Here is a 24,542-nt window from a genome sequence, read left to right on the forward strand (position 1 = left end):
GAGGACAAGCTGCTCGACTACCTCAAGAAGGTGACCGCCGACCTGCACAGGACTCGGCAGCGCTTGGCCGAGGAGCGGTCGCGGTCCGCCGAGCCGATCGCCGTCGTCGGCATGAGCTGCCGCTACCCCGGCGGCGTCACCTCGGCCGACGACCTGTGGCGGCTGGTCGACGGCGGCGGCGACGCCATCTCCGGCTTCCCCGACAACCGGGGCTGGCCGGTCGAGCTGCTGCACGGCGGTGGCGGGCTGCCCCGCCAGGGCGGGTTCCTGCACGACGCCGCCGACTTCGACCCGGCGTTCTTCGGCATGAACCCGCGCGAGGCGCTGGCCACCGACCCGCAGCAGCGGCTGCTGCTGGAGACCGCGTGGGAGGCCTTCGAGCACGCGCGGATCGTCCCGGCGTCGCTGCGCGGCAGCCGAACAGGCGTCTACGTCGGCGTCATGTACGGCGACTACGGGATCGTGCTGCAGACCTCCGACGGCGACTACGCCGGCTACCAGGGCAACGGCAGCGCGGGCAGCATCGCCTCCGGCCGCGTGTCCTACACCCTCGGCCTGGAGGGCCCGGCGGTCACCGTCGACACGGCCTGCTCGTCGTCGCTGGTCACCATGCACCTGGCCGCGCAGGCGCTGCGCCGCGACGAGTGCTCGCTGGCGCTGGCAGGCGGCGTCGCGGTGATGGTGCTGCCGTCGGCCTTCACCGAGTACGGCGCCCAGGGCGCGCTCGCCGGCGACGGGCGCTGCAAGGCCTTCGCCGAGCAGGCCGACGGGCTCGGCTGGTCCGAGGGCGTCGGGTGGCTGGTGCTGGAGCGGCTCTCCGACGCCGAGCGCAACGGCCACCGCGTGCTGGCCGTGCTGCGCGGCTCCGCGGTCAACCAGGACGGCGCGTCCAACGGCCTCACCGCCCCCAACGGGCCATCGCAGCAGCGGGTCATCCGCGCCGCGCTCGCCGACGCCGGGCTCACCCCGGCCGACGTCGACGCCGTGGAGGCGCACGGCACCGGCACCGTCCTCGGCGACCCGATCGAGGCCCAGGCGCTGCTGGCCACCTACGGGCAGGGCCGCGACGAGCCGCTGCGGCTCGGGTCGATCAAGTCCAACCTGGGCCACACGCAGGCCGCGGCCGGGGTCGCCGGGGTCATCAAGATGATCCAGGCCATGCGGCACGGCAGCCTGCCCCAGACACTGCACGTGGACGCGCCCAGCGGCAAGGTCGACTGGACCGCGGGCGCGGTGCGGCTGCTGGACGCGGCCGAGCCGTGGCCCGCCGTCGGCCGGCCCCGGCGCGCCGCGGTGTCGTCCTTCGGCGTCAGCGGGACCAACGCGCACGTCGTGCTGGAGCAGGTCCCAGCCGAGCCCGAGCAGCGCGCCCCGGATCGCGCGACCGGTCGCGACGTGCCGTGGGTGCTCAGCGGGCGCACCCCCGCCGCCCTGCGCGACCAAGCCCGCCGACTGCTGTCCGTTGTGGACTCGCCGGCGGTGGATGTCGCCTTCTCGCTGGCGACCACGCGCTCGGCGTTCGAGTACCGCGCCGCGGTCGCGGGCTCGGCGGCCGAGGACTTCCGCGCCGGACTCGCGGCCATCGCCGACGGCGAGGACGTCGCCGCGACGGGGGCGAGCGCCCGGCCCGTGTTCGTCTTCCCCGGGCAAGGCGGGCAGTGGGCGGGCATGGCCGCCGAACTGCTCGACACCGTGCCCGCCTTCGCCGACCGCGTCGCCGAGTGCGACAAGGCGCTCTCCACGCACCTGGACTTCTCGGTGGCCGACGTGCTGCGCGGCCTGCCCGGCACACCGCCGCTGGACCGGGTCGACGTCGTGCAGCCCGCGCTGTTCGCGGTGATGGTCGCCCTCGCCGGGCTGTGGCGCGACTCCGGCGTCGAACCCGCCGCCGTCATCGGGCACTCCCAGGGCGAGGTCGCCGCCGCCTGCGTCGCGGGCGCGCTGACCCTGGAGGACGCCGCCCGCGTCGTCGCCGTGCGCAGCGCCCTGATCGGCGAGGTCCTCTCCGGGCACGGGCGGATGCTGACCGTCATGGCCGCCGAGGAGCGCGTGCGGGAACTGCTCGCCGAGAGCGGGCTCGCCGAGGAGGTCCACGTCGGCGCGGTCAACGGGCCCCGCACCGTCACCGTCTCCGGCGCGCCGGAGGCGGTCAGCCGGTTCGAGAAGGTGCTCGCGGGCGCGCGGGTCATGCGCTGGCAGCTGCCGGGCGTCGACTTCGCCTCGCACTCCCCGGACGTCGCGCGCCTGCGCGAGCGGCTGGTCGCCGCGCTCGCGGACACCGCCGCGCGCGAGGCCGCGGTGCCGTTCTTCTCCACCACCGAGGGCACGCGGCTCAGCGGCGCCGAACTCGACGCCGAGCACTGGTACCGCAACCTCGCCGAGCCCGTCCGCTTCGCCGACGGCGTCGCCGCGCTCGCCGACGCGGGCCACCGGGTGTTCCTGGAGGTCAGCGCCCAGCCGGTGCTGGCCATCGGGCTGCAGGAGACGCTGGAGGAGCACGGCGTCGCCGGACGGGTGCTCACCACGCTGCGCCAGGGCGACGGCGGGCCGCGCCGCTTCGCCGCGGCCGTCGGCGAGGCGTTCGCCGCCGGGGTGGCTGTCGACTGGGAGCGCTACTTCGCCGACTCCGGCGCGCGGGCCCTCGACCTGCCCACCTACGCCTTCCAGCGGCACCGGCTGTGGCCGCGCAACGCCTTCCAGGCGACGGCCGACGTGTCCTCGGCCGGGTTGGACCAGCCCGGCCACCCGCTGGTGGGCGCGGTCGTGCGGCTGCCGGGCGACGAGGTCGTGCTCAGCGCCCGGCTGGCTCCAGGCTCGCCGGACTGGCTGGCCGACCACGCCTTCGGCGGCACGGTCCTGTTCCCCGGCACCGGGTTCCTGGAGCTGGCGGTGCGGGCGGGCGAGGAGGTCGGCTGCGCGAAGGTCGCCGAGCTGACCGTGCACACCCCGCTGGCCGCCGCCCCGGACAGCGCGCTGCGGCTGCGGGTGTCGGTGCGCGCCGAGGACGCCGACGGCAGCAGGCCGCTGACCGTCCACTCCCGACGCGAGGACGCCGACCCGGACGCGCCGTGGACCCAGCACGCCACCGGCTTCCTCGTCCAGGAGCCCGACGAGCTGGCCGGCTTCCCGTGGCCGCCCGAGGGCGCGACCGCCGTGCCGCTGGACGATCACTACGCGCGCCTGGCCGCGGCGGGCTTCGGCTACGGCCCGGCCTTCCAGGGCCTGACCGCCGCCTGGACCCGCGACGGCGAGGTGTTCGCCGAGGTCGAGCTGCCCGCCAAGGACGGAGCCGACGCCTACCGGCTGCACCCGGCCCTGCTCGACGCCGCCCTGCACGCCATCGGCCTCACCGACCTGGCCGACGACCGGCCCCACCTGCCGTTCGCCTGGACCGGCGCCACCGTCGGCGCGGCGGGCGCGAGCGCCCTGCGGGTCCGGCTGACCCCGGTCGGCGACCGCGAGCTGTCCCTGGCCGCCACCACCGCCGACGGCGTGCCGGTGCTGCGGGTCGACGAGATCGCCCTGCGCCCCGCCGCTCCCGCCGCCGCCGACACCGCGGCCACCGCCCGCTCGCTGTACGGGTGGGAGTGGTCCGCGCCGCTGCCCGAGGCCGCGCGGACCGCGCCGGTGGCCTGGGCGGTCGTCGGCGACGCCGACCTCGCCGCCGCCTTCCACACCACGGGTGTCGTCGCCGACATCGTCGCCGACCCGGCCGCCCTGGCCGACCTCCCGCGCCCGCCGGACGTCGCCCTGCTGCCGGTCCCGACCGGCGACCCGGCGGCCGTCGTCGCCGGCCTGCTCACCGACCTCCAGCGCTGCCTGAGCGACCCGCGCCTCTCCGCGACCCGCGTCGCCGTCGTCACCCGAGGCGCGACCGCCGACCGGCCCGACCTCGCCGCCGCCGCGGCCTGGGGCCTGGCCCGCACCGCGCAGGCCGAACACCCCGGCCGGGTCCTGGTGGCCGATGTCGCCGATGTCGCAGCCGACGCCGCCGCCCTGCCTGACATCCTCGTGCGCACGGCACTGGCGGGGGAGGGGCAGGTCGTCCTCCGCGAGGGCGCCGCCGCGCTCGGCAGGCTCGTTCGCAGGCCGCTGCCCGAGCCCCGGCCCTGGGCCGGGGACGGAACCGTCCTGATCACCGGCGGCACCGGCGGGCTCGGCTCGCTGGTCGCCCGCCACCTCGTCACCGAACACGGCGTGCGGTCCCTGCTGCTCGTCGGCAGGCGCGGCCTCACCGCCGACGGCGCCCCGGCCCTGGTCGCCGACCTGGAAGCCGCGGGCGCCCAGGTCACCGTGGCCGCCTGCGACGTCGCCGACCGCGACGCACTGGCGGCACTGCTGGCCGAGCACCGCCTGACGGCCGTGGTCCACACCGCGGGCGTCCTGGACGACGGCGTCCTGACCTCCCTCACCGAGGACCGCGTCGCCACGGTCTTCGCCCCGAAGGCCAACGCCGCCTGGCACCTGCACGAACTCACCCGCGACCACGACCTCTCCGCCTTCGTCCTGTTCTCCTCCTTCGCAGGCCTCGCGGGCACCCCCGGCCAGGCCAACTACGCCGCCGCCAACACCTACCTCGACGCTCTCGCCCGCCTCCGGCACGCCCACGGCCTGCCCGCCACCTCTCTGGCCTGGGGCACCTGGGCCCCGGACGCGGGCAGCGCCATGGCCGCCCACCTGACCGACACCGACCTGCGCCGACTCGCCGCGGGTGGCGTCATCCCCCTCACCGCCCCCCACGGCCTGACCCTGCTCGACGCCGCCCTGGCCGACGGTTCCCCGACCCTGGCCCCCGTCCGCCTGGACATCGCCGCCCTGCGCGCCGCGGGCGACCCCCCACCGTTCCTGCGCTCCTTGATCCCACCCCGCCGCACCACCCGCGCCACCCGCCCCGAGAACGACCTCACCCCCGACCAACTCCCCGCCCTCGTGCGCGACCGCGTCGCCGCCGCCCTCGGCCACCCCGACGCCACCGCGATCCCGATCGACGCCCACCTCCCCGACCTCGGCTTCGACTCGCTGACGGCGATGGACCTGCGCAACCGCCTCCAGGCGGCCACCGGGGTCGCGCTGCCTGCCGGTGTCGTCTTCGAGCACCCGACCGTTCCCGAGCTGGTCGCCCGGCTGGAGCGCGAACTCGCCAGGGAGACCCCTGCCGCCGCTGTGGTGTCTACTGAGGACACGGTCACGGCGGTCTTCCAGAAGGCGCAGGCCGAGGGGAACGCCGACGCCGGGATGGCCTTCCTCCGCGCCGCTGCCGCCCTGCGACCGGTGTACCGCTCCAGCGAGGACGTCGCCGCGCCGCGCCCGGTGCGGCTGGCCTCCGGTGCGGGGGAGCTGCGGGTGGTGTGCGTGCCTGCCCTGGTGGCGCTGGCCGGGGTGCAGCAGTACGCGCGGCTGGCCGCGCGGTTCCGGGGGCACAGCTCCGTGCTCGCGGTGCCGATCCCCGGATTCGGGGAGGGGGAGCCGGTGCCCGCTTCCCGGGAGGCCCTGGTGTCGGTCGTGGCCGACGCGGTCGCCCAGGAGGCCGGGCGGACGGTGTTGTTGGGCTCGTCCACCGGCGGGCTGCTGGCGCACGCGGTGGCCGAAGAGCTGGTGGCGCGGGGGAGCGCGCCCGCCGGCGTGGTGTTGGCGGACACCTACCTGATGGACGCGGAGTTCATCGACTCCTCGGGTGGGGCGCTGCTGGGTGGGCTGGGGGAGCGGAACAGCGCGTTCGCCGTTCCGGGGAGTGATGGGCTGACGGCCATGGCCCACTGCTTCACGTTGTTGGAGTCGTGGCGGCCTTCCGCGACTGGGGTTCCGACGTTGTTGCTCCGGGCTACGGAGCCGTTGTCTGAGGGGCAGGTGGGGACGGACTGGCGGTCTCGCTGGGAGACGGCCACCGCGGTCGCGGATGTGGTGGGGAACCACTTCACGATTCTGGAGGGTGAGGTGGAGGGGACCGCTGAGGTGATCAAGGGGTGGATGGCAGGGCTGGGGTGAGGTCCTGCTCCCTCCTGTGACGGTCGCGGGACAGGCTGCGCCATCCGACGCCAGTCATCTAGCCTGGAACTTGGTACACCTTCGCCGAGGTGCACAGGTTCCCGGTCGGCCGCCGGGGCCGCTCGGCGAAGCCCCCTCGGCGAAGGGACCCAAGCGGGCATGGACGCGCATCCCCACCTGACCGTCGGACAGCGGATCAAACGACACCGCGAGCGCATCGGCATGACGAGGCCAGTCCTCGGCGGCCTGGTCGGCAAGTCCGCGGAGTGGGTCAAGGCCGTCGAGTCCGGCCGCATCCAGACGCCGCGCCTCCCGGTCCTGCTCAGGATCGCGTCCGCGTTGCGGCTTGAAGACCTGGCCGACCTCGCCGGCAACGGACACGCTGTCCCCGTGGCCGTGTTCGCGGGTGCCCAGCACGCTGCTCTCGCCGAGGTGCGCGCCGCGCTGACCGACTATCGGATAGCGCCGAGCGCGCCGCCTCCGAGCAGCGCTCATCTCCGTTCTCGTCTCCGCAGCGCGTGGCAGGTCCGGCACTCATCGCCGGACCACCGAACGCAACTGGGCAATCTTCTCCCCTCCCTCATCCGGGATGCGCAGCGCGCCGTACGAACCCATGCCGAACCGGCTGATCGACGCGATTCCCGCCGCGTCCTCTCCGGCGTCTACTGCCTCACCGACTTCTATGTCGCCTATCAGCCCGCGCCTGAACTCGTCTGGCTGGTCGCGGACCGCGCCATCACCGAGGGCCAGGAGGCCGATGACCCGTACGCGATTGCCGCCGGCTGCTGGGCGATGGTGGGAGCGCTTCGAGATGCCGGGCGCTGGGATGAGGCCATCGCGCTCGCCACGGACGCGGCCCGGAACCTCGAAAGCAGCCTGAACGACGATGCGCCGCCGGACTGGCGGGGAATGTGTGGGGCGCTCGAAGCTGAGATCGCTCTTGTACATGCCCGGCGCGGCAGTCATGGCGAGGCGTGGGCTCACCTGGAACGCGCCGACGCCATCGCGCGCCGTCTCGGCGACGACTACCGGCATGTCCAGTCCTCGTTCTCCACGGCGGTGATGGCCGCCCACGCGACAACCCTCGACGTCGAGCTGCGTCGCGCCGGCGAGGCACTACGGGCAGCCGACCGCGTTGACCCGGACCTCATCGCGTCCGTGCCGCGTCGAGCCCGGCACCTCATCGAGATCGCCCGCGCACACCACCAGCGCGGTGAACGGCACGCGGTGTGGGCCTTGCTGGACCGCTCACACCGCACGGCCCCCGAGACGATCCGCTACAACGGGTTCGCCCGGGAGATGCTGCTCGACTTGGTGGACACGCCGCCGTCCGGACTGCGGCAGGACGTGCGCGCGCTCGCCAACGCAGTAGGAGTCATGGCTGCGTAGCCCGATCGAGTGGGGTCTGGAACCTCCCCACCCGAGATGTGACCGCAGAACACCGTTCCACGTTACGGTCAGAGACAGACTGCGCCATCCGACGCCGGTCATCTAACCTGGAATCCGGTACGCCTTCGCCGAGGTGAGCCGCGGCCCCGGTTTGACCGACGGGCACCACGGCGAAGTCCCCTCGGCGAAGGGTGTCCCGTGAATCTGGACGACTCAAGCATCGGGCGGCGCGTTCGCGAGGTCCGCTCGTGGAGGAAGATCAGTGTCCGGGTGCTGGCTGGACTGGCGGGCATGTCGCCTGGTCAGCTGTCCCGTATTGAGCGGGGCCTCAGACCGGTCACCAAGCGGGCCACGCTGGAGGCACTGGCCGCCGCGCTGCGGGTGGACCCAGCGGAGTTGGTAGGCAAGCCCTACCCGCCCAGCGATGAGCAGTCCGCGGCGGCGAGGTCGGCGGTCGGCACGCTGCTCGACGCGCTGGAATGGCGGCTCGGCGAGTCGCCGGAGACCCCGTCGCGGCCGTGGGCGGCCGTGCAGGCCGACCTTGATCGGCAGGAGCGACTGCGGTTGGGGGGCGACCTGGCGGGCCAGGCCGAGCTGGTGCCCGCGTTGGTGCTCGACCTGCTCGCCGCTGTGGCCGTGCCCGCCCAGCGGCGCGCGGCGTTGCTGGCGCTGCTGCGCCTCTACGACAACCTCGGCGGACTGCTGCTCGCCCTCGGCGCGCCCGGCGGAACGCTGCTCGCCGTCGACCGGGTCCGGCAGGTCGCCGAGCAGCTCGATGACCCGGTGTGGCTGGCCGTCGCCGAGTGGTCCCGGGTCCAGCGGCACCGCGGGATGAACCGAGAACGGCAGTACCGGCTCGCCGTCGGCGCGCTGGACCGCGCACCCGCGACGCACCCGGAGACCGTGGGGATGCTGCACCTCACCGCGGCGCTGTCCTCGGCAGTGCTCGGCGACGTCGACCGGGTGACGACCCACCTCGCCGAGGCCGAGGCCGTCGCGGCGGCGATGGATGCTGACGTCAGCCCGTGGCCGGGCGCCGGGATGATGCTGTTCGGCCGCACCAATGTGGCGATCTGGCGGGCCACCATCGGAGCCGAGATCGGTGAGCACGCGTGGGTGCACGACCAGGCTGCCCCGGGCCTGGCTGGGATCTCGGTCAACCGGCAAGCGTCGTACTGGGTCGACGTCGGCCGCACGCTGCTCGCCGACCGCCACCGCCGCGGGCAAGGGCTCGCTGCGCTGCTGCGCGCCGAGAGCGTCGCTCCGCAGCACGTCCGGCACAACGGATACGCCCGCGAGGCGGTGGTGAACCTGCTCGGCGGTGGCGCCCCGTCCGGGGCCGCGCGCGACCTGCGCGGGCTGGCGTGGCGCATGGGAATAGCCCCGACCGGGTGATGTAGCGCCCGTGTTGTCAAGCTGGCAACGCGCCAGATGCGCGCACTCCTAGCGTCACTTCCGTGCAGGAGGTGACCGACTATGGGATCAGCGCTGTGGGTGCTGGGCACCCTCGCCGCGTATGCGGTGTTCCACGTGTGGCTGGGCTGGTGGCAGGACCGCCGCATCGCGCGCAAGCAGGAGCGGGTCGCGATCGCGTTCATGCGCCTCTACAGCGGCAAGCCGCCGAGGCGCGGCCGATGAACGAAAGCATTGGCGCGCTGCGGGAGCTGGCCCGGCAGGGGTGGGCCTTCGACTATCCGCGCGATGACAACGGTGACATCGCCCGAGGTCTCGGTGCCCGCTTCTCCCCGCCGAGCGACTGGTGGGACGGCCTGCGGCTCTCCGGCCCGGACGAGTGCGAGGCGATCCGGGCGCGTGGTGATGAGATCACGTGGAAGCGGCACGGCACCGTCTTGAACATGGTCCACGCGTTGGCTGAGCTGCCCGCACCGGACGACCGGCTCTCGCCTCGACTGGCCACTGGGTGGCGGCTGTGTCACGGCCTGTGGACGACGGTTGGCACAAATGGTGGGGAAGGTTATGTCTCGCGCTTTGAACGTCGACCCGGTGGCGGCGCGGCGGTTTCTTCGGTTCGAGTTGGAACTCTGGTGTGCGCGCGCCCGCGTCCGGCACGCTGACTTGGGGGCGAGGCTGGGAGTGAGCCGCGCTTCGGTGACCCAGATGATGCTTGGCAAGTCACTGCCAAGTCAGGCCGCTCTCGAAGTGACGTTGACGCACCTCGGCGCGTCCCACCGGATACCCGTTCTGACCGAAGCCTTGGCCATCGGTCGATCCGCTCGCGCGCGCACTCGTGGGGACAGCGAGAGCGCAGGAGCTTGCGGGCGTCAGGTCCGCGATGGCGAACTGGCCCTGGCGCTGGCGACACAAGCGACGGCCATCGACGTCTACGCCATGTCCGCTGTGGCGTCCAGAGATTGCCCAGGTCTCGTCGCGAGCGATCGGTCGACAGTCGCACTTCGCCTGTTCGTAGATCAACACTTGCTCGCCAGGATGTCCGAGCAGCGGACCCGCTGCCCGTTGTCGCGCCTGGAGGACCTCAGCCGCCGACCCAACGCCTCAGTTCGCGTGGTCTCGGCAGACGCAGGCACGCCCGTCGCGACGCACGGCAACTTTCGGGTGTACCGATCGGAGAGTTGGACGGTCGCGTGCCAGGAATCCCTGGCGATCGCGCACTACTTCACCGCTGAAGTCGATCTCCGACCCTACGAGAACGCCCTGGATGACCTTGCGGAGACGGCGCTGGACGAGCGCCGGTCACAAGAACTGATAGCCGCGACACGCGCATCGCATGGACACGAAGGGGGCAAGACATGAGCGGTGAACGCAGACACCCGCATGCCCGGGACCGCATGATCGGCGCGCAGCTTCGGTTCATCCGGCTCAACCGGACCACACTCCTGCTCGACGCGGCGGCAAAGGCCGCCCAGCTCTCCGAGGCGACCCTGAGCAGGGTCGAGAACGGGAAACGGCACATCACCGTCGAGGACGCCGCGACGCTGCTCACGATCTACGGCGTGCCGGCAGCCGACCGAACGGAACTGGTCAACGCGGTCCGCGACTGCGGCCGAACCGCCGGACAGTGGCTTCGACCTCTCCCCGGCGTCCTCCCCGACACCAGCGCGGCCAGCCAGGAAGTCGGCGTCCGCGACCTGACCAGTTGGGCTCCCACCACGGTTCCCGCCCTGCTGCACACACCGGCCTACGCGATCGCGTCGATGGCCGCCGCCGGCATCCCGGCCGCCGAGGCCGAACGCCGGTGGAGCGCCCGCGCACGACGCCAGGAACAAGCGCACACCGCAGACCACACGCTCTACATCCACGAGTTCGCGCTGCGGACCCCCTTCGGCGGGCCGGCAGCACTCAAAGAGCAGATCCTGCGCCTGACCGACAGCGGCGTGCGGGTGCGCCTCGTCCGAGCGGGAACGGTCCTGAGCACCCTCAGTCACGGCTGGACCCTGATGAGATTCCCGCAGGACCCCGCGATCGTCCACATCGAACTACAGGACTCCAGCGTCTACCTGCACGCCCCCGAGACATCCCCCTACGAAAGACAAGCCACCCACCTGCACCAGGCCGCCTGCTCCACCGCCGAGACCCAGCACCGGCTCTCGCGCTTCGTCGCTTCCCTATAACGGATCAGACCTGGACCACCCGAGGGCCGGCCGCCGCCAGCTCCGCCGCCACCACCGAATCCATCCCCGTGTCCGTGATCAGCGTGTCGATCTCCGACAGGTCCGCGAACCGCGCGAAGTGGTCGATCCCCACCTTCGTGTGATCACACAGCAGCACACACCGCCGCGACGACGCGATCGCCGCCCGCTTCACCTGGGCCTCGGCCATGTCCGGCGTCGTCAGCCCCCGATCGGGCGACAGTCCGTTCGTGGCCATGAACGCCACCTCGACATGGACATCCTTCAGAGCCTGCAACGCCCAAGCGTCCACCGACGCCAGGGTGCGGCTCCGCAGCCGCCCCCCGACCAGCATCACCGTCAGGTTGGGCCGATTCGTCAGCTGCATCGCCAGGTTCACCGAATGAGTGACAACGGTCAGATCCCGGTCCATCGGCAGCAGATCCGCCAGCTGCCCCGTGGTGGTCCCCGCGTCCAGCAGGATCGAGCCCTCGGCGGGAAGCTCGGCCAGCGCCGCCTTCGCTATCCGCTCCTTCTCCGAGGTCATGATGACCTCCCGGGCCGACACCGCGGGCTCGAACCCCAGCCGCTCCACCGGGATCGCCCCGCCGTGGACCCGCCGCAGGACCCCGTGGCGCTCCAGCACGGTGAGGTCGCGGCGGATGGTCTCCGCGGTCACCGCGAAGGACTCCGCCAGGGCCGCCACGTCGACGCGGCCCCGGGAGCGGGCTCGTTCCAGGATGACCTGTTGGCGTTCCTCGGCGTACATGGTCGCGCTAGGGGGCGCCGAGGGCGCGCAGGGCGGCGGCGATCTCGGTGTTGACCTCGGGGAGGTGCTCGGTGAGGAAGAAGTGGCCGCCGGGGAAGACGCGGACGGTGCAGGTGGAGTCGGTGTGCCGAGACCAGGCTCGGGCCTCCTCCTCGGTGGTCTTCGGGTCGGAGTCGCCCGTCAGGACCGTGATGGGGCAGGAGACGGCGCGTTCGGGCGGGCAGGTGTAGGTCTCGATGGCCCGGTAGTCGCCGCGGATGGCGGGCAGGGCCATGCGCAGGATCTCGTCGTCGGACAGGACGGCCGTCGAGGTGCCGTTGAGGAGTTTCAGCTCGGCGATCACGCCGTCGTCGTCCAGGCGGTGCACCGACTCCGAGCGGACGGTCGACGGGGCCCGCCTGCCCGAGGCGATCAGGTGGCCGACGTCGCCGAGGCGCCAGGCGGTCTCGAAGGCCAGGACGGCGCCCATGCTGTGTCCGAAATACACCGTCGGCTTGCTCGGCAGCGGGCGCAGCACGGCGGCGAGGCGGTCGGCGAGCACGGCGATGTCATCGATGCAGGGCTCGCGGCGGCGGTCCTGCCTGCCGGGGTACTGCACCGCCAGGACCTCGGCGGTGTCGGCGAAGCGCGCCGAAGCCGGGTGGAAGAAGCTCGCCGAGCCGCCCGCGTGCGGGAAGCAGACCAGGCGCACCGGCCGCTCGGGGCCGGGGTGGTAGCGGCGCAGCCAGGCGGTCGATGCGCTCGCGACAGAGGTGGTAGCGCTCACAACCGGTGAGTAAACCGGTCACGGCACCAGGGATTCACTAGTTCTCCTGAGCGGCGCGGAGCCGTCCGGGCGCGGAGAGGTAGCGTGCGGGTACGCCCGGTCCGCACAACGGGGTTCGGGCCGACCGCGGGGCAGGGAGCCATATGGCGCACAGCGGACTCGTCGGCCGAGACGCCGAGCTGGACGCGCTGCGGTCCGGGCTCGCGACCGCCCGCGCGGGCGGCACCGCGATGATCGTCGTGCGCGGCGGGCTCGGCACCGGCAAGACGGCCCTGCTCGACGCCTGCGCCGCCGCCGCCGACCTCCCCGTGCGCCGGGTCGTCCGCGCCGAACACGACCGCGCCCCGGCCATCGCCGAGCTGCTCCCCGACGCCCCCGACCGGCCCGGTGTCCCGCCGTCGCAGCGCTTCCGCGCCCACGTGGCCGACCTGACGGCCGCCGCGCCGCTCGTCCTGCTCGTCGACGACGCCCAGTGGTGCGACCCCGGATCGGTGGAGACCCTGGACCTGCTCGTCCGCAGAGGACAGCGGCTGCTCGTCGTCGCCGCGGTCCGCGCGACGGGGCACGGCGCGGGCGGCTGGGGTGTGGTCGCGCCGCGCTGCAACCCGCTGACGCTGCGTCCGTTCACCGCCGACGAGGTCGCCGTGCTGGTGCGCCGCGGCTGGCGCACGCCCCCCGAGCCGGGGTTCACCGCCGCGTGCGCGCGGGCCAGCGGCGGCAATCCGCTGGCCCTGCGGATGATCATCGACCGGCTCGCCGGGCTGCCCCCGACGGCCGCACAGGCCCCCGCTGTCGCCGCCGCGGGCACCGCGGTGCTCGCCGAGCTGCTGCCGCGCCGCATCGGCCCGAACCCCGGCGAGGCCAGGACGGTCGCCGAGGCGGTCGCCGTGCTCGGGCGGGTCAACCCGGAGAGCGTCGCCATGCTGGCGGGCGTCTCCCGCTCGGTGGTGGACGAGGTCTTCGAGACGCTGTGCGCCGAAGGCGTGCTCGGCGCGGCCGACATTGGCGAGCTGCGCCGCGCCCTGCTGGACGACCTGCCGCCCGGCCGCAGGCGCTGGTGGCACGCCAGGGCCGCCCGGCTGCTCGCCGACGCGGGCCGCCCGCCCACCGAGATCGCCCCGCACCTGCTGGAGCTGCCCGCCAGCGAGCCCTGGATGCGTTCCACCCTGCGCGCCGCCGCCCGCGACACCGCCGACCGCGGGCGCGCGGGCCGCTACCTCGACCACGTCCTCGTCGCCGCCCCGGCCGACCCGCGCACCCTCGTGGAGTACGCGCGCGCCGTCGGCGACGCGGACCCGCTCACCGCCCACCGCATGCTCTCCACCGGCCTGGACCGCACCACCGCGCCGCGCGACCGCGCCGTGCTCGCCGTCGAGCTGGCCTTCCTGACCCCCGCCGCCGCGGCGGCGCCGAGCGCGCTGGCCGCGCTCGACGACGCCGTCGCCCACCTCGACGCCGCGATCGGCCCCCGGCCCACCGGAGCCGACCGCGACCTGCGGGTCCGCGCCTCGGCCGCCCGCCTCGCCGCGGGCTGGACCCGGCCGCCGATCGCCGCCGACGGGCCGGTCCCCGCCGGGGACACCCCGGCCGAGCGGGAGCTGCTGGCGCTGCGCGCCTTCACCGACATGCTCGCCGCGCGCCCGGCGGCCCCGTGCGCCGAGCACGCCCGCACCGCCCTGGCCGAGCCCGGCCCGATCGGCTGGCCGCACGCGGCGGCGGCCTACGCGCTGGCCGTCGCCGGTGATGTCCCCGCCGCGCTCGCCGGGCTCGACAGGGTGCTGGTCGGCACTCGCCCGAGCGGCTGGACCAGGGCGCTGGCGGGGATGCTGCGCGCGCTCGTCCTCGCCGACGCCGGCGACGCCGGGGCCGCTGTCGCCGACGCCGAGTGCGCGGTCGAGGCGCTGGGCTCGGTCGACACCGCCCGCGTCGCCCTGGCCACCGCCCTGCACCGCGCGGGCGACCTCGACGCCGCCGTGCGGGCCCTGCCCGAGACCGGCCCGGACGTGCCGGTGCTCGGCAGGCCGCTCGCCCTGCTCGTGCGCGCCGCCGCGGCCGAGCGCGCCGACCCGGCCGCCGCGCTGGGGCACCTGCTGAGCTGCGAGGGCCTGCTCGCGGAGCTGGGGGTGGCCAACCCGGTCGTCGCGCCGTGGTGGGTCGACGCCACCCGGCTGCTGGCCGAGTCCGGCAAGCCGCGCGCCGCCGCCGACCTGGCGGAGCGGGCGGCGCGCTGGTCGACCCCGACCGGCGCGGGCCTCGCCCTGCTTGCCCGGGGATTCGCCGCCTCGGCCGCCGACACGCCCCCACCCGTGGACGCGCTGGCCGACGCCGTCACCGTCCTCACCGGAGCGTCGGCGGACTGGTGGCTCACCCGCGCGGAAGTGGCACTGGCCGAAGCCCACCTGCGCGCCGACGACCGCGTCTCGGCCCGCCGCAGCTTCCGCGCCGCCGCCGAGCGCGCCACCCGCTGCGGCTACCGCGCCCTCGCCGACGCCGCCCGCACCCGACTGGTGGCCGCGGGCGGTCGCCGCCACGGCGCCCCCGACGCCCGCGACATCCTGACCACCGCCGAGCGCAGGGTCGCCGAGCTGGCCGCTGCCGGTGCGACCAACCGGGAGATCTCCGAGCGCCTGCTGATCACCCTCCGCACGGTCGAGACCCACCTGACCAGCCTGTACCGCAAGCTGTCCGTCCCCGGCCGCGCCGCCCTGCCGGACGCGGTCGCCGAGCAGGACCGCGCCTGAGCGCCGGGGTCAGCGCAGGTTGCGCAGCCCCGAGACGACGCGGTGCAGCAGGTCCATCGGGGGTTCGCCGTCGCGGCCGATCGCGGGCTCGTGGACCAGGAGGCTGTGCGCGGTGATCGCGTCGCTGATCAAGATCCGGGCGACGCCGAGCGGCACGCCGAGGCGGGCGGCGATCTCGGCGACGGAGATGGGGGAGCGGCACAGCTCGCGCATCGTGCGCTGGGTCGGGTCGGTGGGGGGCAGGGCCAAGGCGACCACCGACAGCAGGGTCTCCAGGCGCAGGTCGTGGGCGGCCCGGGTGCGTCCGCCGGTGCGCACGTAGGGGCGGGCCTTGGGCGCGCGCTCCTCCTCGCCCCAGCCGAAGGCGTCGGGCAGCGTCGGGGGGTCGGCGTAGGTGCTCGCGGGGGCGGGGTCCTCGGCGTCGAAGTCGGGGGACTCGGCGGAGGCCTCGGAAGCGGCGGTGGGCTCCTCGGGCTCGGGTTCGAGGTCCGGCTCGGGGTCGGTCTCGAGGTCGGTCTCGGTGTCTTCGGGCTCCAGCGGCTTTGGCAGAAAGTCATTGTCCGCCCACGTCTGGTAATCACCCCAACCACCGAAGGCTTGCGGGTGATAGGTCGCTTTCGACGCGTGTCTAGGGCGCTTCATCTGCTCAGCTCTGTCCCGTTGGCCGTCCCCCGACAGGGTGCTCCGCGATCGGCGCATGGTGCCACGCCCATTCAGGGGGTTTCCCTAGTTCTAGTGTGCCCCGCAAGACCCCGGAAGGGCGTTGGGCCATTGTGGGTTCTTCCGCCAACACGCGCACATACGGACGAAATCCCACGCGAGTTCGGTTGAGAACCCACATGACCGTGACTACACTGCCGCCCGTGGCGCAGGTCACAGGGGCGATTCGGGGATGGCGATGGACGAGGCGTCCGGAGGACGGCACGGCGTGAGATCGCGCGCACCTGAGGCGGTCGCCCGGTGCCGGTAGCCGCCCCGACGCCCCCGACCCCCGGCGCCGACCGGCGCTGGGCCAGGTCGGCCCCCGTCCTGCTGGTCGACCGCGACGACGAGCTGGAACTGCTCGCCAAGGCCGTCGGCGACCTGCGCCGGGGCCGCAGACCCGGGCTCGGCATGGTCACCCTCGCGGGCAGGCACGGCGTCGGCCGCAGCGCGATCATCGACGCCCTGGTCGACGGCGCGACCGCCGTCGGCCTGCGGGTCGCCATCGCGCGGTGCACGCCCAGCGAGTCCGACCTGCCCTTCGGCGTCGTGCACCAGCTCGCCACCGGCCTCGTCCCGCCGGGTGCGGCGCTGTGGACGCTCACCGGCGGCGGGGAGCCCGCCGTGGCCGCGCTGTGCGCGGAGTTCCTGGCCGCCGCCCGCACCCACCCCCTGGTCATCGCCGTCGACGACGCGCAGTGGGCCGACGCGCTGTCGCGCTCCTGGCTCACCGCGATGGGCCGACGGGCGGGCCAGGCCCCGCTGCTGCTCGTGCAGTCCACCACCGCGACCGGCACCCACCCCGAGCCCGCCGCCGCGCGGGTGCTCAGGCTGCGCCCGCTGCGCGAGCGCGCCGTCCGCGAGGTCATCGGCCACCACTACGAGGGCCCGGTCGACGGTGGGTTCGTCAGCGCCGCGACCGCCGCCACCGGCGGCCGCCCCGCCGTGCTGGGCGCGGTGCTGAGCCACTTCGCCGACGCCGCGCTGTCCCCGGTCGCCGAGCACGCCCCGATCGCCGAGGACCGCGCCGCCGCCGCCCTGGACGACCGGGCCGCCGCCGTGCTGGCCGCGCTGCCCCCCGCCGCGACCGACCTGCTGCGCGCGCTGCTGCTCTGCGGCGAGCAGCTGGGCCCCGAGCTGGCCGCCTCCCTGGTCGAGACCCACCACACCGCACCCCTGTTCGCCCTGCTCGCGCACGCCGACCTGATCGCCGCACCGGAGGACCCGCGCCCCGCGGGCCCGCGCGTGCGCGCCGCGGCGCTGGCGGGCATGCCCGCCGCGCGCAAGCAGGACCTGCTGCGCCGCGCCGTCGAGCTGGGCAGGCGCGCGGCCATCCCCGACGACCAGCTCGCCGCGCTGCTGGTCGCCGCGCCGCCGGTCGGCGCCGAGTGGCCCGTCGCGCTGCTGGCCAGGGTCGCCGCCCGCCGCAGGCACCTCGGCGACCACGTCGCCGCCACCGCGATGCTCGCCCGCGCCCTGCGCGAGCCGGTGTCGCGGGCCAAGCGGGTGCGGCTGCTGGTCGAGCTGGCTTCCATCGAGGTCGTGACCAACCCGCACGCCGCCGACCGCAGGCTGCGCCAGGCCGTGCTGGACGCCGACCCGGGCAGCGGGCCCGCCGTGAGCGCCGCGGACCTGCTGCAGGTGCGCGGCGACGCGGCCACCGCCCGCCGGGTGATCGCCACCGCGTGTGCGCGCGGCACCGGGGACGCGGCACTGGCCGCGATCGGCTGGCTGGCGGAGAACGACTGCGTGCCGCACCCCGCCCCCCTCTTCCCGCACCCGGACGCCGGTCTTGCGCCGCAGCCGTCCGATGTGGCCCGTTCCGGGGTGGCCGCGTGGGCGCTGACGCTGCGCGGCGGGCACCTGGCGCAGGCCCGCGCGCTGGCGAGGGCCGCGCTGGCCGAGACGGCGCCGGGCCCACGCCCGTTCGGCCCGCGCGTGCACGCCTGCCGCGCGCTGCTGCACGCCGACGAGATCACCGACGCGGTCCTCGGCCTCGACGCGGTCATCGCCGAGGCGGGCCGCCGGGGCATCCCCGCCGCCGGGGCCGCCGCACTGGTGCAGCGCGCGTGGTGCGAGCACCGCAGGGGCAACGTCGCCCAAGCCCGCGAGGACCTGGCCGCGGCCACCGCGCGACTGCCCGTGAGCGCCTGGCACCCGCGCGCGGTGCCGCTGCTCGCCGCCCTGTCCGGGCTGCTGAGCCTGGCGGGCGGCGAGCTGGACGAGGCCGAGCGCGCCGTCACCGCGCCCCAGCCCGCGGGCGCCGACCAGGGCGCGGCCTGGGGGCTGCTGCTCTCGGCGCGCGGTGAGATCGCGCTGGCGGGCGGCGACCCGGCGACCGCCCTGCGGTGGGCGGAGGCGTGCGGCCGGGTGCTGACCGCGCGCGGCTGGCTGAACCCGGCGCTCTCGCCGTGGCGCTCGCTGGCCGCCGTCGGGCTCGCCGCGCGCGGCGAGCCCGACGCGGCCGACGTGCTGACCGCCGAGGCGCTCAACCGGGCCGCCCGGTGGGGCGCGCCGAGCGCACTGGCCCAAGCCGCGCACTGGGCCTCGCACGCCACCGAGGCCGGTGAGCTGAGCGGGGCGGGCCACGTGCTGTCCACAGCGGACCAGCGCATCGCCGTGCTCGCCGCGACCGGGCGCACCGCGGCGGAGATCTCCGGGCTGCTCGGGGTGCCGCCCGCGACGGTGCGGCGCAGGCTCGCCGCCATCCGCGGCGCCGTCGACCGGGAGCGCTGACCCGTGGGCGCCGCACCCCCGGGCGCCGATCGGCCCCCGGCGCGAACCGTTTCCGCACCCGCGCGCGTGTACCGGGGAGGGCGGCGCGACGCCGCCCGCTGGACTCCCGAGCGGGGGTGGTGACGGTGCTGGTCGAACGCGACGCCGCCCTGTCCGCCGCCCGCGCCGCGCTGGAGGCCGCCGCGGGCGGGCGCGGCGGCCTGCTGGTCATCACCGGCTCGCCGGGAGCGGGCCGCTCCGCGCTGCTCGGCGCGGTCGCCGAGCTGGCCGAGCGCGGGGACCGGACCGTGCGCGTGCTGCGCGCCGACGCGACGCAGGCCGAGCGCGACTTCGACTTCGGCGTCGTGCAGCAGCTGTTCCGCCCGCTCGTGGCCGCGGCGACCGACGCCGAGCGCGAGCGCTGGTTCTCCGGCGGGGCCGCCGCGCTGGTGCGCCCGCTGCTGGTGGACGCCCCTGGCCCCGCGGGCCTGGCACGTGCCGCCGACGCCGCGCTGCCGGGCCTGCACGCCCTCGTCGCCGCGCTCGCCGCCGACCGGCCGGTGCTGATCGCGGTGGACGATCTCCAGTGGACGGACCGGCCGTCGCTGCGTTGGCTCGCCTACCTGGCGCGCCGGGTGGCGGGCAGTCGGGTGCTGGTCGTCGCCACCGTCGCCGACGGCTACTCCGTCGCCGAGCCCGCGCTGGTCGAGGAGGTCACGACCTCGGCGGCGCACCTGGTGCCCGCGGCGGTGCTGACCCCGGCCGGAACGCACGCCGTGGTCGTGGCGAAGTACGCCGAGCCGCCCGAGCCCGCCTGCCCGGTGGACCCGGCGTTCTCGGCGGCGCTGCACGAGGTGACGGCGGGCAACCCGGCCGCGCTGATGTCGGTGCTGCACGGGCTGCGCGGGCGGGGCCTGGCCCTGGTGGCGGACGCGGCGGAGACCGTCCGCGCGGACAGCCACGGACTGCTGCTCGCCCGCAGGCTGTACTACTTGGACAACCAGCCCGCCGCCGTGATCGGTGTCGCCCGCGCGATCGTGGTGCTCGGCGAGGCCGCCGACCCCGAGCTGGTGACCGAGGTCGCCGGGCTCGACCTGCTGGACTACAAGCACGCGCTGCTCGCCCTCGACCGGCTCGGCCTGCTGGCCTCGGTCGAGCCGCCGCGGCTGGTGCGCGGCGGGGTGCGCGTCGCGGTCGAGACGAGCACCCCGGTGGAGGAGCGCGACCGGCTGCACCGCCAGGCCGCGCTCGCCCTGCACGACGCGGGCCGCTCCGCCGGGGAGGTCGCCGACCAGCTGCTCATGGTCACCAGCGGCTACCAGCACTGGGAGACCGACCAGCTCCGCTCGGCCGCGGAGGAGGCCGCGGCCGAGGGCGCTGCCGACCGGGCGGTGCGCTACCTGCGCCGAGCGCTGCTCGCGGGCCCGGCCGACGGCCCCGACCGGGCCCGGCTGCTGGTCGACCTCGCCGTGGCCGAGCGTGGCGTCGACCCGGTCGCGGCCATCGGGCACATCGCCCAGGCGCTGCCGGACCTGCCGACCGGCCCTGACCACGCGGGCGCGCTGCTCGCCGTGCCGTTCCCGCTGACCATGCGCAGCCCGTCGGTGTCGGCGCTGCTGCGCGCGGGCGCGAGCGGCCCCGACCCCGTGCTGGTCTCCGGGTACCCGGAGATGGTGCTGCGGCTGGAGGCACGCGGGCGTGCGCTGGACGACCACGACCCGGTCCCGCTCGCCGACGCCGTCGCCCGGCTGCGCGGCTTCGACGAGCAACCGCTGGACAGCGCGGGCGGCCGGGAGCTGCTGGCGGTGCTCGCGCACGCGGCTGCCGTCTCGGCGGGGCTGCCCGCCGCCGAGGTCGCCGGCCTCGGCCGCGCGCTGCTCGCGCGCGAGGAACCCGCCGTCACCCACGCGCACACGGCTTTCCCCGTCGTGGTGACGGCCGTGGTGGCCGCGGGCGCGGCGTCGACGGCCGAGCCGTGGCTGGAGCGCTGGGGACGCGCCGCGCAGCGCCACGACTCGGTGGGCCAGCGGGCGGTGGTCAACGCGGCGCGGGCGGTGGTCGCGGCCGGGACGGGCGCGATCGGCAAGGCACGGACGCTGGCCGCCAGCGCGCTGGACGTCGCGGGCAGCGTGTGGCCCGCCGCGGCCATCAGCGCGCGCATGGTCTTGGCGGGCATCGCGGTGCAGACCAACGACACCGACCTCGCCCACCGGGTGCTGCGCCACGACCTCGACGCCCCCGACCCGCGCGTCGCGCTGGCCTCGCTGACCGCGCGGGCGCTGCTCGACGTGGGGCGCGGCGACCACGTCGCCGCTCTGGACAAGTTCCTCGTCTGCGGCGACCGCGCCGTGCGCTACGGCTGGGCGAACCCGGCCGTCGTGGGCTGGCGCGTGCACGCGGCCGTGCTGCACAAGCGCCTCGGCGACGTCGACGCCGCGCTGGCCCTCGCCGAGCGCGAGCACGCCGCCGCGGTCGCGTGGGGCACTCCCGCGGTGGTGGGCCGCGCGTTGCGGCTGCGCGGCATGCTCGGCGAGGGGGACGAGGCGCTCAGCGCGCTGCGGGCCGCCGTCGAGTCGCTGCGCCGCGGCGAGGACAGGGTCGAACTCTCGCGCGCGCTGCTGCTCCTGGGCCGCGCCCTGGCTCGCGCGGGGGACCCCGAGTCGATCGTCGTGCTGGCCGAGTCCGACCGGCTGATCGCCGAGTGCGGCGCGTCCTGGGCGGCGGGAGACCGCGACGGGGAATGGGCGGGCCCGGTCCTGGTGATCGATTCCGGTGGAATCGCGGAACTGACGAAAGCCGAACAGAACGTGGTCGCGCTCGTGGTGCGCGGGTGGACGAATCAGCGGATCGCCGATTCACTCGGGATCACCCGCAGGGCGGTGGAGAAAAGCCTCACCGGCACCTACCGGAAACTCGGAGTTCCGAACCGCGCCGCGCTGGTCGAGCAGTGGAAGGCACTGGCTCCGGACGAGGACGACGCTGCCCGATGATGACCGAACCAACATCGGCGAGCCCGCAGGTCCGTACCGGCGCGTAGTGCTCCAGATGGCCTAGCCTGATGTCCGTGGGCTAGTCGAGTTGGTGACGCATCTCATCATAAACCCTGGTCAAAGCCCCTGTAACCATGCTGTGCCGCTGGTGTGCAGGTACCGAACCAGTGGTGTGGCCCACACCGCACCGGACCGAACCGCGATCTCCGACCACCACGGGATTAAGTCCGATCGCTTGAGGTTCTGTTGATTTGGGTGGGTTGCCGTGCATACGATGTAACAACCAGCATTTCCCTGATTCATCTGCTGGTAACCCCGGGGTTCTCCCCGTCGGGTCTTTGTCTCACCGCGGAGAGAGAGGTGTTGTTCCCATGACGCTCAGCATGGCGGACGCAACGGTCGAAGTGATGTCGGAAACGACTCCTCTCGCGCGGTCCGACGCTGGCCGCGGGGTATTCCGCTCGTTCTTCGAGCGCTCCGGGATGTGTGTGGCCCAGCTGGACCGCTCGCTGCGCATCGTCGAGGCCAACGCCGACTTCTTCCGTCAGTTCGGCCGCTCGCCCGCTGAGGTCTACGGCGTCGACTTCACCGACCTGCTGCACCCGAGCGTGCGTGACAAGCTCTCCGGTCAGCTCTCCCGGCTGGCCGAGAACCAGCGGCCCCGCTTCGCCGAGCGGGTGGTGGCGCTGCGCCCCGGCGACACCGCGCTCTCCGGTGAGCTGACCGGGTTCGCTGTGCACGGCGAGGCTGGTCCGGTCGAGTGTCTGATGGTGCTGATCCGTCCGGACAAGTCCGACCGCGGCGGCTGCCTGGCGACCGGCAGGCAGAAGCTGCTGACCGAGATGGACGCCCGCATCCTGGAGGGCGTTGCCGCGGGCGTGTCCACCGTGCAGCTCGCCGCCACTCTCTACCTCAGCCGCGGCGGCGTGGAGTACCACGTCACGACGCTGCTGCGGAAGCTCAAGGTCAAGAACCGCCCGGCGCTGGTGTCCAAGGCGTACTCGATGGGCATCTTCGGCGTCGGCTCGTGGCCTCCCCGGGTGCTCCCGGACTTCGTCAAGTAGGCCAACCGGCTCAGCCGGCGATCCGCCGCATGTTGGTTTGGTAGGGAAACTCCTAGTGCCCTGCTGTGAAGGCTAGATTTCCAACACGAACACACCTAATGTCACGCAAAGCCAACGGCGGGTGCCGGGGGTCACAGCCACAGGTGTTCGGCGGAGGTATCGCTGTGTTCTTGACGGTTACGGCCAATCCCAGCGTCGACCGCACGGTCGAGGTGGAGCGGCTGACCAGGGGGTCGTTGCACCGCGCGTCGGACGTCCTCGTCCACCCGGGCGGCAAGGGCATCAACGTCGCCAGAGCGCTGGTGCGCAACGGGTTCAAGGCCCGCGCGGTCGTCCCGGCAGGCGGCGCGGAAGGCGACCAGCTGATCGCCCTGCTCACCGAGTACAGCATCGACGTGGTGCGGGTGCCGGTCCTCGGCCCGGTCCGCTCCAACATCACCGTGGTCGAACCCGACGCCACGGTCACCAAGCTCAACGAGAAGGGCGCCCACCTGGGCGGACCGGAGATCGAGGCGCTGTGCGAGGCGATCCGCACGCACGTCGCCGACGTGACCTGGGTCGTCATCGCGGGAAGCCTGCCGCCGGGGGTGCACGACGGCTTCTACGCCGACCTCGTCGCCCAGATCCGCCCGACGAACGCCCGCATCGCCGTCGACACCAGCGGCCCAGCGCTGATCGCCGCCCTGAAGGCGGGACCGTCGCTGGTCAAGCCCAATGTGGACGAGCTGAGCGAGGCCGTCGGCAGGCCGCTGGGCACCCTCGGCGACGCCGTGGACGCCGCCCAGGAGCTGCGGCAGCGGGGTGCGGGCGCGGTGCTGGCCAGCCTCGGCGCCGACGGCGCCGTCCTGGTCTCGGCCGACGGCGTCTGGCACGCCGAGGCCAAGGCCGAGCCGAAGAGCACGGTCGGCGCGGGAGACGCGATGCTCGCGGGCTTCCTGTCCGCGGGCGGGGCCGGTCCCGCCGCGCTGGCCGCGGGCGTCGCCTGGGGGGCGGCGTCGGTGTCCCTGCCGGGCAGCACGATGCCCGGCCCCGAGGACGTGAGCGCACACCGGGTGGTGCTGCACCCGGACATCGACCGGACACGGCGCGTGCAGTCGTGACCGGCCAGCCCAGCGTGCCGGGGCCGCGGTCCGGAATGGACCCCGGGTCTCCCGGGCGACAGCCGTCGCGCTGCGACGGCAGTGTTCCCCCGAAAGTCCAACAGTGGCGGGAAGTAGTTCTATGACGACCAACGACAGCAGAGAAGCCCGCGGCGAGACCGCGGAAACCTCCAGGGGCCAGCGCATCCGGGTGGGTGTGCAGCGCTTCGGGGGGCACCTGGCCGGCATGGTGATGCCCAACATCGGCGCGTTCATCGCGTGGGGCCTCATCACCGCGATGTTCATCCCCACGGGGTGGATTCCCAACGAGGACATCGCCGAGCTAGTCGGCCCGATGATCACCTACCTGCTCCCGGTGCTGATCGGCTACACCGGCGGCCGGATCGTGCACGGGCAGCGCGGCGCCGTGGTCGGCGCCATCGCCACCATGGGTGTCGTGGTCGGCGCCGAGATCCCGATGTTCCTCGGCGCGATGCTGATGGGCCCGCTGGGCGGCTTCCTCATCAAGCTGTGGGACGAGAAGGTCGGCCACAAGGTCGCGCCCGGCTTCAAGATGCTGGTGGACAACTTCAGCGCGGGCATCATCGGCGGTGTGCTGGCCGTCGCGGGCCTGTTCTCCATCGGCCCGGTGGTCGAGGGCATCACCAAGGCGCTCGGCAACGGCGTGCAGTGGCTGGTCGACGCGCACCTGCTGCCGCTGGTGTCGGTCATCGTCGAGCCGGCGAAGGTGCTGT

At 74.5% G+C, this 24,542-nt stretch carries 15 protein-coding genes and 1 pseudogene; 13 read left to right on the top strand and 3 right to left on the bottom strand.

From position 1 onward, the window contains the following. The 7 genes and pseudogenes from ACFPM7_RS25435 to ACFPM7_RS25465 form a co-directional block, all read left to right on the top strand. A pseudogene (locus ACFPM7_RS25435) lies at window positions 1-5,985 on the top strand (type I polyketide synthase); the annotation flags it as partial. A 159-nt stretch (window positions 5,986-6,144) separates the two neighbouring features. Then, window positions 6,145-7,374, top strand: a complete 1,230-nt coding sequence (locus ACFPM7_RS25440) for a helix-turn-helix domain-containing protein (protein ID WP_378250295.1) — start codon at window positions 6,145-6,147, stop codon at window positions 7,372-7,374. 198 nt (window positions 7,375-7,572) lie between these two features. Continuing rightward, the gene (locus ACFPM7_RS25445; protein WP_378250297.1) at window positions 7,573-8,769 is read left to right on the top strand and encodes a helix-turn-helix domain-containing protein; all 1,197 of its coding nucleotides are present in this window, start codon (window positions 7,573-7,575) and stop codon (window positions 8,767-8,769) included. A gap of 81 nt (window positions 8,770-8,850) precedes the next feature. After that, window positions 8,851-9,012, top strand: coding sequence for a hypothetical protein (locus ACFPM7_RS25450; RefSeq protein ID WP_378250298.1), 162 nt, complete (start codon window positions 8,851-8,853; stop codon window positions 9,010-9,012). Continuing rightward, window positions 9,009-9,449 (top strand): hypothetical protein, encoded by a 441-nt coding sequence (locus ACFPM7_RS25455; protein ID WP_378250299.1) that lies wholly within the window; start codon window positions 9,009-9,011, stop codon window positions 9,447-9,449. The genes ACFPM7_RS25450 and ACFPM7_RS25455 overlap by 4 nt, the downstream gene beginning before the upstream one ends. Continuing rightward, window positions 9,352-10,146 (top strand): Scr1 family TA system antitoxin-like transcriptional regulator, encoded by a 795-nt coding sequence (locus ACFPM7_RS25460; protein WP_378250300.1) that lies wholly within the window; start codon window positions 9,352-9,354, stop codon window positions 10,144-10,146. The genes ACFPM7_RS25455 and ACFPM7_RS25460 overlap by 98 nt, the downstream gene beginning before the upstream one ends. After that, complete coding sequence (locus ACFPM7_RS25465) at window positions 10,143-10,964, top strand: Scr1 family TA system antitoxin-like transcriptional regulator (RefSeq protein WP_378250301.1); 822 nt, start codon at window positions 10,143-10,145, stop codon at window positions 10,962-10,964. Before ACFPM7_RS25460 ends, ACFPM7_RS25465 begins: the two co-directional genes overlap by 4 nt. Window positions 10,965-10,968: 4 nt before the next feature. On the opposite strand, the gene ACFPM7_RS25470 is transcribed toward ACFPM7_RS25465, so the two are convergent. Both ACFPM7_RS25470 and ACFPM7_RS25475 read right to left on the bottom strand, forming a co-directional pair. After that, window positions 10,969-11,730: a DeoR/GlpR family DNA-binding transcription regulator gene (locus tag ACFPM7_RS25470; protein WP_378250302.1), complete on the bottom strand. Its 762-nt coding sequence runs from the start codon at window positions 11,728-11,730 to the stop codon at window positions 10,969-10,971. Window positions 11,731-11,737: 7 nt separating this feature from the next. Beyond that, complete coding sequence (locus ACFPM7_RS25475) at window positions 11,738-12,496, bottom strand: thioesterase II family protein (RefSeq protein ID WP_378250303.1); 759 nt, start codon at window positions 12,494-12,496, stop codon at window positions 11,738-11,740. Window positions 12,497-12,639: 143 nt separating this feature from the next. On the opposite strand from ACFPM7_RS25475, the gene ACFPM7_RS25480 reads away from it, so the two are divergent. Further along, complete coding sequence (locus ACFPM7_RS25480) at window positions 12,640-15,237, top strand: AAA family ATPase (protein ID WP_378250304.1); 2,598 nt, start codon at window positions 12,640-12,642, stop codon at window positions 15,235-15,237. 9 nt (window positions 15,238-15,246) lie between these two features. On the opposite strand, the gene ACFPM7_RS25485 is transcribed toward ACFPM7_RS25480, so the two are convergent. After that, window positions 15,247-15,879, bottom strand: coding sequence for a DUF742 domain-containing protein (locus tag ACFPM7_RS25485; RefSeq protein ID WP_378250305.1), 633 nt, complete (start codon window positions 15,877-15,879; stop codon window positions 15,247-15,249). Between the two features lie 318 nt (window positions 15,880-16,197). Here ACFPM7_RS25485 and ACFPM7_RS25490 point away from each other — a divergent pair, with 318 nt between their 5' ends. From ACFPM7_RS25490 to ACFPM7_RS25510, 5 genes are all read left to right on the top strand, one after another. Beyond that, window positions 16,198-18,675 (top strand): AAA family ATPase, encoded by a 2,478-nt coding sequence (locus tag ACFPM7_RS25490; RefSeq protein WP_378250306.1) that lies wholly within the window; start codon window positions 16,198-16,200, stop codon window positions 18,673-18,675. A 125-nt stretch (window positions 18,676-18,800) separates the two neighbouring features. Then, complete coding sequence (locus tag ACFPM7_RS25495) at window positions 18,801-21,644, top strand: helix-turn-helix transcriptional regulator (protein WP_378250307.1); 2,844 nt, start codon at window positions 18,801-18,803, stop codon at window positions 21,642-21,644. A 407-nt stretch (window positions 21,645-22,051) separates the two neighbouring features. Then, window positions 22,052-22,708: a PAS domain-containing protein gene (locus ACFPM7_RS25500; protein WP_378250311.1), complete on the top strand. Its 657-nt coding sequence runs from the start codon at window positions 22,052-22,054 to the stop codon at window positions 22,706-22,708. Between the two features lie 164 nt (window positions 22,709-22,872). Next, window positions 22,873-23,808, top strand: a complete 936-nt coding sequence (pfkB, locus tag ACFPM7_RS25505) for a 1-phosphofructokinase (protein WP_378250308.1) — start codon at window positions 22,873-22,875, stop codon at window positions 23,806-23,808. 121 nt (window positions 23,809-23,929) lie between these two features. Further along, a partial coding sequence (locus tag ACFPM7_RS25510) for a PTS transporter subunit EIIC (RefSeq protein ID WP_378250309.1) occupies window positions 23,930-24,542 on the top strand: 613 nt, incomplete at its 3' end.

This window comes from Actinokineospora guangxiensis, assembly GCF_042657845.1.
Taxonomy (GTDB): Bacteria; Actinomycetota; Actinomycetes; order Mycobacteriales; family Pseudonocardiaceae; genus Actinokineospora; species Actinokineospora guangxiensis.

Coding starts and splice junctions, on each gene's coding strand:
- ACFPM7_RS25440 (WP_378250295.1), top strand. CDS start 6,145: ATGGACGCGCATCCCCACCTGACCGTCGGACAGCGGATCAAACGACAC.
- ACFPM7_RS25450 (WP_378250298.1), top strand. CDS start 8,851: ATGGGATCAGCGCTGTGGGTGCTGGGCACCCTCGCCGCGTATGCGGTG.
- ACFPM7_RS25455 (WP_378250299.1), top strand. CDS start 9,009: ATGAACGAAAGCATTGGCGCGCTGCGGGAGCTGGCCCGGCAGGGGTGG.
- ACFPM7_RS25460 (WP_378250300.1), top strand. CDS start 9,352: ATGTCTCGCGCTTTGAACGTCGACCCGGTGGCGGCGCGGCGGTTTCTT.
- ACFPM7_RS25465 (WP_378250301.1), top strand. CDS start 10,143: ATGAGCGGTGAACGCAGACACCCGCATGCCCGGGACCGCATGATCGGC.
- ACFPM7_RS25470 (WP_378250302.1), bottom strand. CDS start 11,730: ATGTACGCCGAGGAACGCCAACAGGTCATCCTGGAACGAGCCCGCTCC.
- ACFPM7_RS25480 (WP_378250304.1), top strand. CDS start 12,640: ATGGCGCACAGCGGACTCGTCGGCCGAGACGCCGAGCTGGACGCGCTG.
- ACFPM7_RS25485 (WP_378250305.1), bottom strand. CDS start 15,879: ATGAAGCGCCCTAGACACGCGTCGAAAGCGACCTATCACCCGCAAGCC.
- ACFPM7_RS25500 (WP_378250311.1), top strand. CDS start 22,052: ATGTCGGAAACGACTCCTCTCGCGCGGTCCGACGCTGGCCGCGGGGTA.